General features: G+C 62.0%; 11 protein-coding genes. 6 read left to right on the top strand and 5 right to left on the bottom strand.

Annotated features, from left to right (window positions below):
• Positions 1–190: 190 nt before the first annotated feature.
• Positions 191–1,708 (top strand): MDR family MFS transporter, encoded by a 1,518-nt coding sequence (locus H7995_RS18810; protein WP_182342067.1) that lies wholly within the window; start codon positions 191–193, stop codon positions 1,706–1,708.
• 2 nt (positions 1,709–1,710) lie between these two features.
• On the opposite strand, the gene H7995_RS18805 is transcribed toward H7995_RS18810, so the two are convergent.
• From H7995_RS18805 to H7995_RS18790, 4 genes are all read right to left on the bottom strand, one after another.
• Positions 1,711–2,559 carry a cache domain-containing protein gene (locus tag H7995_RS18805; RefSeq protein ID WP_166590740.1) on the bottom strand — a complete coding sequence of 283 codons (849 nt, stop codon included), beginning with the start codon at positions 2,557–2,559 and terminating at the stop codon, positions 1,711–1,713.
• 87 nt (positions 2,560–2,646) lie between these two features.
• Positions 2,647–3,492: an ATPase gene (locus H7995_RS18800; RefSeq protein ID WP_178117396.1), complete on the bottom strand. Its 846-nt coding sequence runs from the start codon at positions 3,490–3,492 to the stop codon at positions 2,647–2,649.
• Between the two features lie 93 nt (positions 3,493–3,585).
• Entirely contained in the window at positions 3,586–4,593 is a 1,008-nt protein-coding gene (locus H7995_RS18795) for an NAD-dependent epimerase/dehydratase family protein (RefSeq protein ID WP_185818724.1), read from the bottom strand.
• A 96-nt stretch (positions 4,594–4,689) separates the two neighbouring features.
• Positions 4,690–5,589, bottom strand: a complete 900-nt coding sequence (locus tag H7995_RS18790) for a LysR family transcriptional regulator ArgP (protein WP_166590742.1) — start codon at positions 5,587–5,589, stop codon at positions 4,690–4,692.
• A gap of 96 nt (positions 5,590–5,685) precedes the next feature.
• On the opposite strand from H7995_RS18790, the gene H7995_RS18785 reads away from it, so the two are divergent.
• The 5 genes from H7995_RS18785 to H7995_RS18765 all read left to right on the top strand — a co-directional run bounded on the left by H7995_RS18785 (position 5,686) and on the right by H7995_RS18765 (position 11,383).
• Positions 5,686–6,087: an ACT domain-containing protein gene (locus H7995_RS18785; RefSeq protein WP_166590743.1), complete on the top strand. Its 402-nt coding sequence runs from the start codon at positions 5,686–5,688 to the stop codon at positions 6,085–6,087.
• Between the two features lie 5 nt (positions 6,088–6,092).
• Positions 6,093–6,695, top strand: a complete 603-nt coding sequence (locus tag H7995_RS18780; RefSeq protein ID WP_166590744.1) for a LysE/ArgO family amino acid transporter — start codon at positions 6,093–6,095, stop codon at positions 6,693–6,695.
• A gap of 175 nt (positions 6,696–6,870) precedes the next feature.
• Entirely contained in the window at positions 6,871–7,467 is a 597-nt protein-coding gene (locus tag H7995_RS18775; RefSeq protein ID WP_185818723.1) for a superoxide dismutase, read from the top strand.
• 328 nt (positions 7,468–7,795) lie between these two features.
• Positions 7,796–9,850: a putative bifunctional diguanylate cyclase/phosphodiesterase gene (locus H7995_RS18770; RefSeq protein ID WP_166590745.1), complete on the top strand. Its 2,055-nt coding sequence runs from the start codon at positions 7,796–7,798 to the stop codon at positions 9,848–9,850.
• Between the two features lie 189 nt (positions 9,851–10,039).
• On the top strand, positions 10,040–11,383 hold the full coding sequence (locus H7995_RS18765; RefSeq protein WP_095165869.1) for an imelysin family protein: 1,344 nt from the start codon (positions 10,040–10,042) through the stop codon (positions 11,381–11,383).
• Positions 11,384–11,543: 160 nt separating this feature from the next.
• On the opposite strand, the gene H7995_RS18760 is transcribed toward H7995_RS18765, so the two are convergent.
• Positions 11,544–15,689, bottom strand: coding sequence for a dermonecrotic toxin domain-containing protein (locus tag H7995_RS18760; protein ID WP_342345337.1), 4,146 nt, complete (start codon positions 15,687–15,689; stop codon positions 11,544–11,546).
• Positions 15,690–15,799 lie beyond the last annotated feature (110 nt).

Here is a 15,799-nt window from a genome sequence, read left to right as displayed (position 1 = left end):
CCAAGAAAAAATGCAAGTACCGGATGGATAAAAACCACCCACTAGCCTGTCGGACTGACGCTTTTAAGCCATAACGACCTGCACGACACGCGTAACAGGGTCACGGAAAACCCCCGCCAGCATTCTTACGAGGCTATCGAATAGCCTGCTACCGACTTACACTGGCGGCATCCCCCCGCAGGGTTTGCCCGTGACCACCATGAACCAACCTGAATCCCCCAAGCCGGCCATTCGCAGCGTACTGATCGCCCTGATGCTGGCGATCTTCCTCGGTGCGCTGGACCAGACCATCGTCGCCGTGTCGATGCCGGCCATTTCCGCCCAGTTCAAGGACGTCAGCCTGCTGGCCTGGGTGATTTCCGGCTACATGGTGGCAATGACGGTGGCGGTGCCGATCTACGGCAAACTCGGCGACCTCTACGGTCGACGCAAGCTGATGCTGTTCGGCATGGGTCTGTTCACCCTGGCTTCGTTGCTGTGCGGCCTGGCCCAGAGCATGGAGCAACTGGTCCTGGCGCGGATCATCCAGGGCATCGGTGCCGGCGGGATGATTTCGGTCAGCCAGGCGATCATCGGCGACATCGTGCCACCGCGCGAACGCGGCCGTTACCAGGGTTACTTCAGCAGCATGTACGCGGTGGCCAGTGTCGCCGGGCCGGTGCTCGGCGGCTTCATGACCGAGTACCTGTCCTGGCGCTGGGTGTTCCTGATCAACCTGCCCCTGGGCCTGGGCGCCTGGCTGGTGGCCAACCGCACACTGGTTGGCCTGCCGGTGCCGCAACGCAAACCGCTGATCGACTACCTCGGCACGCTGCTGATGATCATCGGCCTGACCGCCCTGTTGCTCGGCATCACCCAGGTTGGCCAGGGTCACGCCTGGCGCAGTGCCGAAGTGCTGGGGCTGCTGGCGGGCGCGGTGCTGACCCTGGCGCTGTTCGTCTGGCACGAGCGCCGCGCCCGCGAACCGCTGCTGCCGATGCACCTGTTCGCCAACCGCAATGCACTGCTGTGCTGGTGCACGATTTTCTTCACCAGCTTCCAGGCGATTTCCCTGATCGTGCTGATGCCGCTGCGCTTTCAGAGCGTCACCGGCGCCGGTGCCGACAGCGCCGCGCTGCACCTGTTGCCGCTGGCCATGGGTTTGCCGATGGGGGCCTACTACGCCGGGCGCCGGACCTCGGTGACCGGACGCTACAAACCGATGATCCTCACGGGTGCGCTGCTGACCCCGATCGCAATCCTCGGCATGGCCTACAGCCCGCCGCAAGCGATGCTCCTGAGCAGCCTGTTCATGTTGCTCTGCGGGATCGCCGCCGGCATGCAGTTCCCGACCTCGCTGGTGGGCACGCAAAACTCGGTGGAACAACGGGACATCGGCGTCGCGACCAGCACCACCAACCTGTTCCGCGCCCTCGGCGGCGCGGTAGGCGTGGCCTTGATGTCGGCCCTGTTGCTGGCGCTATTGCAGGACTCCAGCTTCGCCCACCTGGCGGGCACGTCGCTGGTGAGTGAAGGCAGTTCGGGCAACGTCCTGCTCGACGGTTTGAACGCCGCCCCTGGCGACGCGCAGAACGCCCTGCGCGCCGAGTTGCTGTTGACCTTCCGGCATTTGCTGATGGTCAGTGCGGCGGTGTCGCTGCTGGGACTGGCGGCGGCCATCGCGATGCCCAATCAACTGCTGCGCGGCCGCGAACACAATGCCCCGTAGGATCAAGGGCTGTAGTACCCCACCGCCACCAGCCGGTTGCCGACTTTTTTCAGGTAGGCGTGCTTGTTCTCCACTTTGCCGGTGACCGGGTTTTTCCAGCGGTACTCGTACTCGCCCTGATCCTGGGTGGCCATCAGCGCCAGGATCGGCTCGCCCACGGGTTTGCCCTCCGGGTCCTTGACCTTGCCGAAATCGGTGTTGATCAGGCGCAGATTGGTGCCGTGGGCCAGGTAACGATGATTGTCGAGATTGACCACGAACACATACAGGTCGTCCTGCAGGAAACCGCCTTGCAGGGAATTGATCGATTTGATTGTGGCCTGTTCGTCCTTGGCCAGGTCGGCCGCCGCTTTGTCGAGCAGGGCCTTGGCCTGCTCGGCTGACGCCCGTGGCAGGTAGTAACCGACCGCGAGAATTCGCTGGCCGATGCGTTGGTAGTACACACGCTTGCGCTCGACCTTGCCGTCGGCCCAGTTCTGCCAACGATACTCGGCGGTCTGGATGCCGTTGCCCTCAGGCACCAGCAAGGCGTTCTTGAAGGCTTTCTGCAGGTCCGGGCCCAGCACTTCGGAGACATCGCGCCCGATCAATGCCGAAGACGGCCCGCCACTGGCGAGCATGGTGCCCTTGGTGTCGAGCACAAAAACGTACTTGTCCTTGTCGACAAACTCACCCTGGCGACTGAAGGCGGCAAACGCCTTGTCACCTTGGTCGTGGTAGTAGGCCAGGGCCTTTTCCAGCAAGGCCAGTGCGGCCTTGTCCTCATCGGCGGCCTTGGCCGCCGCCTGCACCTGCCCCAGGCACAACAGCAGTAACCCGCCGAGCAGCACGGCTTTTTGCAGAAACCTCATTGTGCGTCCCTCGTTCTTGTAGATGTTTCAAGAGCGTAGACGGCTTGGGGCTATGTACGAGTATTCAGCAAAAGCCGGCTGGCCCGATCAAGGACGAGCGCTGATCTGCTGCTGCAGATTGCGGATCTGGGTCTGCAAGGTGGTGATGTTGCGTGTGACCTGGCCACGAAACGCATCGAACTCGGCCACTGTCGCGCCACCTTGCGGGGTCGCCGGGCGATTGTCCTGCTCGCTCTTGATCACCAGCAGTTCCTGCTCCAGACGATCGATGGCCGCGCTCGGATTGCCCTGTTTCTTCAATGCCGCGATCTCGGCACCGAGGCTTTTGAGTTCGGTCTCGACCTTGCTGGTATCGGCCGGCGTGCTCTTGAGGGTGGTCACCTCGGCGCCCAGGGTCTTGAGTTCGCTTTGCAGCTGGTTATTGAGGGTGCGCTGCTCGGCACTTTGCGCCGCGATCTGCGCCAGGCGTTTGTCCAGGTCCGTGGCCTGCCCTACCACGCCCTGCTGTTGCTGGTTCTGCTCCAGCAACTGGCGCTCGAGCTGTTTGATCTGCAGCTTGAGCGCTTCACTGTCGCTGCTGACGTTGGTCTGGCTGGCGACGACCTTGCCGGAAATGTCCTGCAGGCGCCCGGCCGCTTCCTCACTGATGCGCGCGAAGCTTTCCTGGGTGGCCACCAACTGCTGCTCCATCAGCGAGATCTGCTGGAAGCTCCACCAGGCCAGGCCTATGAACGCAAAGAACAGCGCCCCCACCAACGCCCACAACGGACCGGTGCTCGGCCCCTTGGCCTGGACCGCAGGGACGCTGCGCGCATGCACGCTGTTGCGCTCGCGGGTGGGGCCGGCGGCGTGGAAGTCATCGTGATCGAAGCTGTCGGCACGCAGGCTCGGCACATTATCGAAGTCGTCGTTGGCATCGTTACGCATGGACATGAGTCAACCTTTTGGAACCACAGAGATGGCTAAATGCGCCGAGTATAAACCTTGAACCCGGCGCATTGATCGACCCCGAACCCGTCACTCGGTTCAGTGCCGGGGGGATGCGCCGATGTCCTGGGCCTTCCACCAGCCACAGAACTCATCCAGCGCCGCCCACAGGCTGACTTTCGGATCGTAGTCCAGATAATGCCGGGCGCGGCTGATGTCCAGGGTGAAGTTTTTGTTCATCACCTGCATGCCCAGGCGCGACAGGGTCGGCTCCGGGCGTCCCGGCCAGAGTTTGCAAAACCCCTCGTTCAGCGCCGCAACGCTGTAGGCCAGGGCATAGGAACGGTAGCGCGTGACCTGCGGCACCTGCATCCGGCGCATCACATAGTTGACCACGTCCCACAAAGGCACGGGCGCACCGTTGCTGATGTTATAGACCTTGCCCAACGCCGAACCGCTGGCCAGCAGACAGCTGAGCATGGCCTCGTTGAGGTTCTGCACGCTGGTGAAGTCGACCTTGTTCAGGCCATTGCCGACAATTGCCAGGCGCCCCTTGCGCTGCATTTTCAGCAGCCGCGGGAAGATGCTCATGTCGCCGGCGCCGGTGACGAAGCGTGGGCGCAGCGCCAGCACTTCAAGCCCGAACTCCTGGGCGCCGAAGACCTTTTGCTCGGCCAGGTACTTGGTGGCCGCATAAGGATGCTTGAACCGCTTGGGCACTTGCTCTTCGGTCAGGCCCAGGTGATCGCGGCCATCGAAGTAGACCGACGGCGAGGACAGGTGCACCAGGCGCCGGACATTTTGTTTGAGGCAGGCCTCGACCACGTTTTCGGTGACCAGCACGTTGCCCTGATGGAAATCCTGATAGCGCCCCCACACCCCTACCGCACCGGCGCAATGCACCACGGCGTCGACGTCCACGCACAGGTCGCGCACCAGTTGCCCATCGGTCAGGTCGCCCTGCACGAACTGGGCGCCACGGCGCACCAGATGCTCGACGCTCTCGGCCCGGCGACCGTTGACCCGCACGTCCAGGCCCTGCTCCAGGGCGAACCGCGCAAAGCGCCCGCCAATGAAGCCGCTTGCGCCGGTGACCAGAATTTTCATGTATTGCTCCTACAAATGCAGTTCCAAGCTTCAAGCCACAAGCTGCACATTAAAAACGGTACGCAAGCTGTTCACTTATCGCTTGCTGCTTGACGCTTACCGCTGCTCCAACGGCACCAACCATTGGCGGGATAAACGCACCAGATGCTCGGTGAGTAAACCGAGCAGTTGGCCACCATTGCGCCAATGATGCCAGTACAGCGGCACATCGATCGGTTTATCTGCCAACAACTCCACCAGCACACCGCGCTCGAGCTGCTCGCGCACCTGCAACTCCGGCACCAGGCCCCAGCCCAGGCCCGCTTCGGTCAGGCGAATGAAGCCTTCGGAAGACGGGCACAGATGATGCTCAAAACCGCCTTCGACACCCAGGGACGCCAGGTAGCGATGCTGCAGGAAATCGTCGGGACCAAACACCAGTGCCGGGGTGCGGGCCAGGTGCTCGGCGCGTACCCCGTCCGGGAAGTGCCGGGTTATAAAGGCCGGGCTGGCCAGGGCCCGATAACGCATGGCGCCCAGCAAGACACTGCGCGCGCCCGCCACCGGACGCTCACTGGCGCACAGGCAGGCCGCCACTTCCCCGGCACGCATGCGCTTGAGGCCAACGGTCTGGTCTTCCACCACCAGGTCCAGCAGCAAATGCTGTTCCGCGCAGAAATCCCCCACCGCCCCCGCCCACCAGGTCGCCAGGCTGTCGGCATTGAGGGCGATGCGCAGGCGCTCGGGCAAGCCCGCTTCATCCAGCGCCGGCACCAGGCTTTGCAGGTCCCGCTCCAGCAGGCGCACTTGCTGGACATGGTTGAGCAGGCGCCGGCCGATTTCGGTCGGCGCCGGTGGCGTGGCCCGCACCAGCACTGGCTGGCCGACCCGCGCTTCGAGCAATTTGATCCGCTGGGAAATCGCCGACTGGGAGAGTCCCAGCACTTGGGCGGCGCGCTCGAAGCCGGCTTGCTCGACCACGGCAGCCAGGGCGGATAACAACTTATAGTCGAACATCAGCTTTCCTAATGAGCGATCAGCAATATTGGTTTTTCTTATACAGCCTGGAACAGGAGAATAGCCAGCATCCACTCTTGCCCAAGGATCAGCGACATGGCTGGCGAAACCTCCCTCAACACCTTGCTGCGCAGCATGAGCCCGCAGCTGAACGACGGCGAATACGTGTTCTGCACGATTGCCGACGGGCAACTGCCACCCGGCTGCGAAATCATTGGCAGCTTCCGTGAACAGGAAGGCCTGACGGTCATCCTCGAACGCTCCCACGCCCTGAAGTGTGGGCTGGCCTTCGACTACGTGGCGGCCTGGATCACCCTCAACGTGCACTCGGCCCTGGAAGCGGTCGGCCTCACCGCCGCCTTCGCAACAGCCCTGGGCCAGGCCGGTATCAGTTGCAACGTGATTGCCGGCTACTACCACGACCATCTGTTTGTCGGCCAGGGCGATGCCGAGCGCGCGATGGCCGTACTCACGCAACTGGCGGCGAACGCGGAGTAAGACTTATGTGGCAAAGCTATGTAAACGGCCTGTTGGTGGCGTTCGGCCTGATCATGGCGATCGGCACGCAAAACGCCTTTGTCCTGGCGCAAAGCCTGCGCCGTGAGCATCATCTGCCGGTGGCCGCACTGTGTGTGGTCTGCGACGCGCTGCTGGTGGCGGCTGGCGTATTTGGCCTGGCCACCGTGCTCGCGCAGAACCCGACCCTGCTGGCCATCGCGCGCTGGGGCGGCGCCGCCTTCCTGCTGTGGTACGGCAGCCTGGCGTTGCGTCGGGCCTGCTCGAAACAGAGCCTGCAGCAGGGCGAGGACCAGACCGTACGCTCGTTGCGCGCGGTGCTGCTTAGCGCACTGGCGGTGACCCTGCTCAACCCCCACGTCTACCTCGACACGGTGTTGCTGATCGGCTCGCTCGGCGCCCAGCAGGCCGAGCCCGGGGCCTATGTGGTCGGCGCGGCCAGTGCCTCGCTGCTGTGGTTTTTCACCCTGGCCTTCGGCGCGGCCTGGTTGGCCCCCTGGTTGGCTCGCCCCAGCACCTGGCGAATTCTCGACCTGCTGGTGGCGGTGATGATGTTCGCGGTGGCCTTTCAATTAATTGCCGCCAGTTGAATATCGCAAAAGGCTCTGGAACCTCTATCCCACACAGTTGTTGCGTGGTTATGCCGCACCCCCGGTGCTATGATCCGACACCTGCGCCGCAAAGAGTACAAACTCCCCGGCGCTTGTCTGGCCGCCCGTGATCGGCCTTGCGCCCACCGCAACTGACCTGATTAGGAGAATCATCATGGCTTTCGAATTGCCGCCACTGCCTTACGCACACGATGCACTGCAGCCGCACATTTCCAAGGAAACGCTGGAGTTTCACCACGACAAGCACCACAACACCTACGTCGTGAACCTGAACAACCTGGTGCCAGGCACCGAGTTCGAAGGCAAGACTCTGGAAGAAATCGTCAAGTCTTCTTCGGGCGGCATCTTCAACAACGCCGCTCAAGTGTGGAACCACACTTTCTACTGGAACTGCCTGGCGCCAAACGCCGGCGGTCAACCAACCGGCGCGCTGGCTGAAGCCATCAACGCTGCTTTCGGTTCGTTCGACAAGTTCAAGGAAGAGTTCAGCAAAACCTCCATCGGTACCTTCGGTTCCGGCTGGGGCTGGCTGGTGAAAAAGGCTGACGGTCCCCTGGCCCTGGCCAGCACCATCGGCGCCGGCAACCCGCTGACCAACGGCGACACCCCGCTGTTGACCTGCGACGTCTGGGAACACGCCTACTACATCGACTACCGCAACGTGCGTCCAAAGTATGTGGAAGCGTTCTGGAACCTGGTCAACTGGAAGTTCGTGGCTGAGCAGTTCGAAGGCAAAACCTTCACCGCTTGAGTCTGCTTGCAGTGAAAAAACCCGGCGTTGCCGGGTTTTTTTATGCCTGTGGCCAGCCCCTGAAGCACCCGGCAAACAGCCCCGCCCTTGCTCCGGCGCCACAGGCGACTACCATCATCCAGATACAAATATTCTGCCCAGCCCCTCAAGTTGCAGGAGGTGCATACCGACACACTACAAATGGGCTTCAATAACCACTTACCCAAGGTTATGCGAGCTGGCCGGCGGACAACCTCCGCCTGGCTCGATTGTCCCTTTGACTGCCATCACGGGATTGCCAATACTCATGGCATCTTGACGTTACCCGCACGGAACAAGGAATTACCCTTTGAAGCTGGAACTCAAAAACAGCTTGTCGGTTAAGTTGCTCCGGGTTGTGCTCTTGTCAGCATTGATCGTGGGTGTGGTCTTGAGCTGCGCGCAGATCGTCTTTGATGCCTACAAGACGCGCCAGGCGGTGGCCAACGATGCCGAACGCATCCTCGACATGTTTCGCGACCCATCGACCCAGGCCGTCTACAGCCTGGACCGGGAAATGGGCATGCAGGTGATCGAGGGGCTGTTCCAGGATGACGCCGTGCGCATGGCCTCCATCGGTCATCCCAATGAAACCATGCTGGCGGAAAAAAGCCGTGAGCTGCAGCACTCCAGCAGTCGCTGGCTGACCGACCTGATCCTGGGCAAGGAGCGCACCTTCACCACCCAGTTGGTGGGTCGTGGCCCCTACAGCGAGTACTACGGCGACCTGAGCATTACCCTCGACACCGCCACCTATGGCCAGGGGTTTATTGTCAGCTCGGTGATCATCTTTGTTTCCGGGGTATTGCGGGCGTTGGCCATGGGGCTGGTGCTGTACCTGGTCTATCACTGGCTGCTGACCAAGCCGCTGTCGCGGATCATCGAGCACCTGACCACCATCAACCCCGACCGCCCCAGCGAACACAAGATCCCCCAGCTCAAAGGCCACGAGAAAAACGAACTGGGGCTGTGGATCAATACCGCCAACCAGTTGCTCGAATCCATCGAGCGCAATACCCACCTGCGCCATGAAGCGGAGAACAGCCTGCTGCGCATGGCCCAGTACGACTTTCTCACCGGCCTGCCCAACCGCCAGCAGTTGCAGCAGCAACTGGACAAGATCCTGGTGGATGCCGGGCGTTTGCAGCGCCGGGTCGCAGTGATCTGCGTCGGCCTGGACGACTTCAAGGGGATCAACGAGCAATTCAGCTACCAGACCGGCGACCAACTGTTGCTGGCCCTGGCCGACCGCCTGCGCGCCCACAGTGGTCGCCTCGGTGCGCTGGCTCGCCTGGGTGGCGACCAGTTCGCCCTGGTGCAGGCCGACATCGAGCAACCCTATGAAGCCGCCGAACTGGCGCAAAGCATTCTGGATGACCTGGAAGAGCCGTTTGCCCTGGATCACCAGGAGATCCGCCTGCGCGCCACCATCGGCATCACCCTGTTCCCGGAGGACGGCGACAGCACCGAAAAGCTGTTGCAGAAAGCCGAGCAGACCATGACCCTGGCCAAGACCCGCTCGCGCAACCGCTACCAGTTCTACATTGCCAGCGTCGACAGCGAAATGCGCCGGCGTCGCGAACTGGAAAAGGACCTGCGCGAGGCGCTGCGCCGCGATCAACTGTTCCTGGTCTATCAACCGCAGATCAGCTATCGCGATCACCGGGTGGTGGGGGTCGAGGCGCTGATTCGCTGGCAGCATCCGGAACACGGGCTGGTACCGCCAGACCTGTTCATCCCGCTGGCGGAACAGAACGGCACCATCATTCCCATCGGCGAGTGGGTGCTGGACCAGGCCTGTCGCCAGTTGCGCGACTGGCACGACCAGGGCTTCAGTGACCTGCGCATGGCGGTCAACCTGTCCACCGTGCAACTGCACCACGCCGAGCTGCCGCGGGTGGTCAACAACCTGCTGCAGATGTACCGCCTGCCGCCGCGCAGCCTGGAGCTGGAAGTGACCGAGACCGGCCTGATGGAGGACATCAGCACCGCCGCCCAGCACCTGCTCAGCCTGCGCCGCTCCGGCGCCCTGATCGCCATCGACGACTTCGGCACCGGCTACTCCTCCCTCAGCTACCTGAAAAGCCTGCCACTGGACAAGATCAAGATCGACAAGAGCTTCGTCCAGGACCTGCTGGACGACGATGACGATGCCACCATCGTGCGCGCCATCATCCAGTTGGGTAAAAGCCTGGGCATGCAGGTGATTGCCGAGGGGGTGGAGACCGCTGAGCAGGAGGCCTACATCATTTCCGAGGGCTGCCACGAAGGTCAGGGCTACTTCTACAGCAAGCCGCTACCGGCCCGGGAGCTGAGCGCCTACCTGAAACAGGCGCAACGCAGCAACGCCATGAGCCCGCTGTAGCAACCTGCAGCAGCGGTCGAGCCCGGCGAGGCCGCTGCTGCACAAGTGCGCGACGTGCGCGATCCCAGGTTGGTGAATAAGAAATATTTCCAGGTACAACCCTTTACACATAATGCGAAAGATTTGCATTATGTCGCAGTTTTGCGCTTACCGCGCTTGTCCCTCATCTACCGAAGCAGGATGTTCGCCATGATTCGTATGCCTCTGGCTACCGCCAGTTTGCTGGCCATCGCTATTTCCCTCGCCGGTTGCGGCGAAGGTAAAGACAAGGCTGCTGCTCCTCAAGCGCCTACTCCAGCCGCCAGCACTGCAGCACCTGCTGCACCGGCCGCCACAGGCAAAGTCGACGAAGCCGCAGCCAAGGCCGTAGTCGCGCATTACGCCGATATCGTGTTCGCCGTCTACAGCGATGCCGAATCCACCGCGAAAACCCTGCAGACCGCGATCGACGCCTTCCTCGCCAAGCCGAACGATGAGACGCTCAAAGCCGCCAAGGCTGCCTGGGTTGCCGCTCGTGTGCCTTACCTGCAGAGCGAAGTGTTCCGCTTCGGCAACACCATCATCGACGACTGGGAAGGTCAGGTTAACGCCTGGCCCCTGGACGAAGGCCTGATCGACTACGTCGACAAGAGCTACGAGCACGCTCTGGGCAACCCGGGTGCCAGCGCCAACATCATCGCCAATACCGAAGTCCAGGTGGGTGAAGACAAGGTTGACGTGAAAGACATCACCGCGGAAAAACTCGCCAGCCTGAACGAGCTGGGCGGTTCCGAGGCGAACGTCGCCACCGGCTACCACGCCATCGAATTCCTGCTCTGGGGCCAGGACCTGAACGGCACCGGCCCTGGCGCTGGCAACCGTCCGGCCTCGGACTACCTGGAAGGCACTGGCGCTACCGGCGGCCACAACGATCGCCGTCGCGCCTACCTCAAGGCCGTGACCCAACTGCTGGTCAGCGACCTGGAAGAAATGGTCGGTAACTGGAAGCCGAACGTGGCCGACAACTACCGCGCCACGCTGGAAGCCGAGCCAGGCGAAACCGGCCTGCGCAAAATGCTGTTCGGCATGGGCAGCCTCTCGCTGGGCGAACTGGCCGGCGAGCGGATGAAGGTGTCCCTGGAGGCCAACTCGCCTGAAGACGAGCAAGACTGCTTCAGCGACAACACCCACAACTCGCACTTCTACGACGCCAAGGGCGTGCGTAACGTGTACCTGGGCGAATACACCCGTACCGACGGCACCAAGATGACCGGCGCCAGCCTGTCGTCGCTGGTGGCCAAGGCCGACCCGGCTGCCGATACCGCCCTCAAGGCGGACCTGGCGGCGACCGAAGCCAAGCTGCAGGTCATGGTCGATCACGCCAACAAGGGCGAGCACTACGACCAGTTGATCGCCGCCGGCAACACCGCTGGCAACCAGATCGTGCGCGACGCCATCGCCGCCCTGGTCAAGCAGACCGGTTCGATCGAACAGGCTGCTGGCAAACTGGGTATCAGCGACCTGAACCCAGACAACGCTGATCACGAGTTCTGATCAACCCAGGCCAAGACCTCTCATGAAAATGCCCCGACTCGCGCGGGGCCAATGAGCCGGTCAGCCTGACCGAGAAGCCCTGCAGGTTCACGCCTGCAGGGCTTTTCTCGTTTTAAGGTGCCGGTGCGCGACAACGGTCGACGTTGAGCATCAAGCCCGCTCAGATGCGCAATACAAAGACAGTTGCCTGGGCACCGACCGCCGGCAGATGAATGCCGCCGATCAAACTTACGAAATGGTTGTTGGCTTGCGCCTGACTGACCAGCGCTCGTGTGGCCGGGTCCATCAGGTCAATCCTCGGCGCCCCCCCAGAGGGTCCTTCAACCCGCTCGCCCAACACTCTGCGCAACGACATCCAAAACAACTGATCGCTGCCCGCACGCCGGAACATCAACTCGAACGGCTGGTTGAACCCGGCGACTATTTCGTATTGGCTGCCCACCAACCGCTCGACCATCAACGCCCGCAGCGCTCTTTCGGTCCCCGAGACCAAGGCCTCATGCAACAGTAAGGGAACGTCCTGCGTGCTGAAATTCAGGCGATGGTACAAATCTGGAAAGGTTTCAAGTCGCCAGGCTCCTGCGACCTGGTGAGTGACCGGGAGCAAGGACAGTGGCTCGCCCAGTACGGGCAGCGCTTGGGCTGTTAAAGAGCGCCAGCCCTGCAGCGTGCGCTGGAGGGTGGCAATCCCCCAGACCGTCAGGCCTGAAGGATTGCCCAGGTTGAACAGTATGTTGGCGATCTGCGCCTGAGAGTTTGAGGTGAATGTCGGGAACGCGTCCGCCACATAGGCGACCAGCGATTTGGTGAACGGCAACTCAATCGAATGCATCCATCGAGACAGCGATTGCTCGAACGTCGCCAATCTTGGCTGCCGGTAAAGATCGGTACAGAGCAGGCGCTCGAACGCCACAAAGCTATGGGTGGGCATCAGGGGGTCATGCATCAGGACCACACCGGTATTGATCTCGGCGCCTGCCGGGAGTACGGGGAAATAGCGTTCATCAATTTTGACGCAGTCACGCCCGATCAGGTGCGGATCGCCACCGATACGCCGGTAGATCCCCATCTGCGCGTTTTGCAACTGGACATGGGCCGGATCCAGGGTTTGCCCCCAATCGACAAACTGCTCGTTGGCAGGCCTGACCGGGCGTGGCGGCGCGACCACCGGCTGGCTTGGCCCAGCAATCGGTTCGACCGGGCGTGGACGACTCGGCCCTGGGACTGGCTCGACGGTGATGGGGCGAGTGGCCGGATCGACAATGCCACCGCCATTCCATGCATTCGCCCAATCCAGACCTCGCAGGCGCATCTGCAAGCGCTCGGGGCTCACGGTCAGGTAGGCGTCGAAAATGTCTAATGTCCCCCCTACGCGCAAGTAATGCACCAGGCTCAAGCCGAACTCGATTTCGCGCCCACGCGGAAACGCGAAGGACTCAAACACACGCCGGGCCTGGATCTCGTCCAGAAACGGATAAAGATCCCTGAGTGCGCGCTCCGGAGAAAAACCTCCCAAGGCGGGTGCATCCGGGTGCGTGCCGATTTCCCACTGTCCCGCTCGGTCCCGACGGATCGGCGAATAGTGGTGTTGAACCGGCTTGCGGGCGTCCCTGACACGCCAGGCTTGCTCAAACCCCTCATCCAGGATCGAGTACCAGTGTTGGCCGTCATTGAGGAAGTACTGCTTGACGCCATCGACCGACGAGAGCTTGTAATAAATGCCTTTGTCCTCCCATCCGGGGAGGGGACTGAGCGCCTGCGGTTTTTTACCCAGCGCCATTTCCGGGTTCAATCTTCGTGCCCCCGAGGCCAGCCTTGAAACCGCTTTGGGCGTGCCCCCTGCAAGCCCCTTCCCGACTGCGCCATCCACCAGAGCGCTGGCGAACTCTCCCAATGCCCGGACAACGTGATGGGCGACACCGTCCCGATCCGCGATTTTCGCCGCATCAACGGCGTTGAAAAGCGAAAACAGACTCCTGGCCAGGCCGATAGGCAGTGTCACGCGGATCGGCAAAACCATGGTCACTACATCAAGCGCGATCCCTGCAACCGTCAGGCCGGTCTCGATATTCGTTTGCCCGGTGGTGGTCATCTGCGCGGCCGCGTCATTGATCGTGAAACTGGCCTCCATTTCATACCCCACCTCGAACAGGTTATCCGTGATCCGCGCAAGGCCGACCATGGAGACATCCCCCCGCCCTTGCACGCAAGCCCGCACCTGGGGCTGAAACGCCAACTCCACTCGCCCGACCAGGTACTCGCGCCACTGGCTGTTATGGATGAAGTCACTCATCAGGCGCTCCCGGGTGTACTCGCGAAACACCCGTCCGTCGGGTGCCTGGGGCGTATACACCACAATGGTGCCGCTGCCGGCGGTCGATGTGCAGAACAGCAACACGCCGCGAACCAGCTGACCACGCAGCGTCAAGTGCTGCACGATGATCCGGTGATCTTCGACCCGAGCACGCTGGTCGTTGTCGACGGGGTGATCCAGCACCACGCTCACCCAATTGAAACCACGTGCCAGTCGATCCGGTAAGAAATCACCGTTGATCTTGGCTTCGATGGCATCCAGGCGCAGTTGCTGGGCCATAAGCCGGGCAAACGTCTGCTTGCGCCGTGCCGCCTGCTCGGAAGTGATCAGGCTGGCCTGCAAAAAATCCTGATAGCGTTGACTGATATTCAGGCTGCGCACCAGGTCTTTGACCTGCTCGATCGTCAACCCGTCATAGGTCGGCAATCGCGCGGCGGGATTGATATTGGGTGACAGCGTGATGCGGTTGGACGACCCACTGCTCGCGGCTTTCACGTTCAGCGTAGAGAAATGGCTGAAGTTGAAGTCCAGGCCCCCGACATTCTCCAGGGCCAGTTCTGTCAGTGTCCGCGAGCGGTATCTGCGCTGCGCGCCCCCCGGCTCGCTGATGGTGGATGCAGGCGCCCCGGGCACGTACGTCACCGGCGGGACATCGGGCTCCCGCGTGGTGACGAGGATCTCATCCGGATTCACCGTCAATCCGTGCTCCGACGCCAGTACGGCGCGCAGTTGTCGATTGCTGTACGTCAGCAGCGAGCCCCGGTCACTGAACTGACTGAATGACGGCAGCCCTTCGCTGTCTGGCAAATTGGCCAGCGTCTGGCCATAGACGGTGAACGCCGATGCCCAGGCCTCTTTATCGACTTCACAGGCCTCTGCGAGAAAGTCTCGCAGTCGTGCCTGTGCACGTTTTTTGTTCCTGGCCTGGAGCACCGCATCGATCGTGAACGCGCGCCGCAGGTCGGTCACGCGGTCCAGTGCACGTGGCAAGTCGGACCTAGCGGCGTGGACACCCACCCCCTGGTAGCGGGCGAGGGTCGACACCAGGTTTTGCTGGATCAACAAGCACTGCGATTCGATGCCGAATGTGAAGGGCGAGTCCAGTCGCTCCAGATAGAGCACCTGATCGCCAACCGGCGCGACACGATGCAGGGCCAGGACGTGCTCGTGATCATGCTCGGCAATCATCTCCAGCAAGTGGGCGAACTCGACGCCGTGTCCCAGGCGACGGTGCAACTCACGATCAAGGCTGGCCAGCGAGTCGAACGCTTCAAAGCCCTGCCTCGGGGAGAACAACAGCACCTGCCCGACGTTCGCAGCAGGTTCAAGGGGGCGAACCTCAGGCGCGCGGGCATCGACTTCCCAGCTCACCTGCGATTCCTGTGGATCACGCGAGGTGAGGATAAAGGCGCCATGCAAAGGGATCGCAGATGCCTCGCCGTGCCTGAGGGCCAAACCATAGACACAGGGACGATGACTGCGCAGTGCCCGTCGCGAGATGGCATCCGGGTAACGCAGCACTTTGTCGAACAGCGTTTGCGCGGCAGGACTGAGGAGGTTATCGGCCCTGAGCAGCTCAAACTCGGTTTTCAGGTGCGTGAGCCTGACCTCCTCCAGCCACTGTTTATGGGTTCTGTGGTCTGTCGGGCTCAGTGGCATGGCCCAGTAGCGCTCCAGATACAGGGGATATTGCGCCAGCAACCCGTCGGCCAACCGATCAACAAACCCGTCAAATGCCTGAGCACTGAGTGCCGTAAAGCGCTCGGCGGCGCCACCGGCCTGGGGCACATGGTAGAAGTCGGTCTGCCGATGGGCATAACGGGCCGCCTCACCGCTGACGATGCGCAGCACGACGGCATCCATCAGGCTGGGCAGCAGTGACCGTAGCGGCGCACCTTCAGTTGGCGTTTTTTCACGGGACTGGATAAAGCTGTGCCGTAGATCCAGGGGGGGTGTCAGGTCAGCAAAGTCCTGATCGAAGTGGTGCTGCACGAACTCATGTAAAACCGGCTGAGTCTGAAAACGCTCAGTGACCTGGACATCCAGTGCCGATAGTTGCTGGCGCAGACTGGCCTGCAAAGCACTGTCTCGCAGGTCCAACT

The sequence above is a fragment of the Pseudomonas kielensis genome (assembly GCF_014236655.1).
GTDB lineage: Bacteria > Pseudomonadota > Gammaproteobacteria > Pseudomonadales > Pseudomonadaceae > Aquipseudomonas > Aquipseudomonas kielensis.
This window is presented reverse-complemented; position numbering and strand designations above follow the sequence as displayed.

Bases quoted from the DNA above. Each gene is read 5' to 3' on its own strand.
- H7995_RS18775 (WP_185818723.1), top strand. From the start codon at position 6,871: ATGGCTTTCGAATTGCCGCCACTGCCTTACGCACACGATGCACTGCAG.
- H7995_RS18795 (WP_185818724.1), bottom strand. From the start codon at position 4,593: ATGAAAATTCTGGTCACCGGCGCAAGCGGCTTCATTGGCGGGCGCTTT.
- H7995_RS18785 (WP_166590743.1), top strand. From the start codon at position 5,686: ATGGCTGGCGAAACCTCCCTCAACACCTTGCTGCGCAGCATGAGCCCG.
- H7995_RS18805 (WP_166590740.1), bottom strand. From the start codon at position 2,559: ATGAGGTTTCTGCAAAAAGCCGTGCTGCTCGGCGGGTTACTGCTGTTG.
- H7995_RS18790 (WP_166590742.1), bottom strand. From the start codon at position 5,589: ATGTTCGACTATAAGTTGTTATCCGCCCTGGCTGCCGTGGTCGAGCAA.
- H7995_RS18765 (WP_095165869.1), top strand. From the start codon at position 10,040: ATGATTCGTATGCCTCTGGCTACCGCCAGTTTGCTGGCCATCGCTATT.
- H7995_RS18800 (WP_178117396.1), bottom strand. From the start codon at position 3,492: ATGTCCATGCGTAACGATGCCAACGACGACTTCGATAATGTGCCGAGC.
- H7995_RS18780 (WP_166590744.1), top strand. From the start codon at position 6,093: ATGTGGCAAAGCTATGTAAACGGCCTGTTGGTGGCGTTCGGCCTGATC.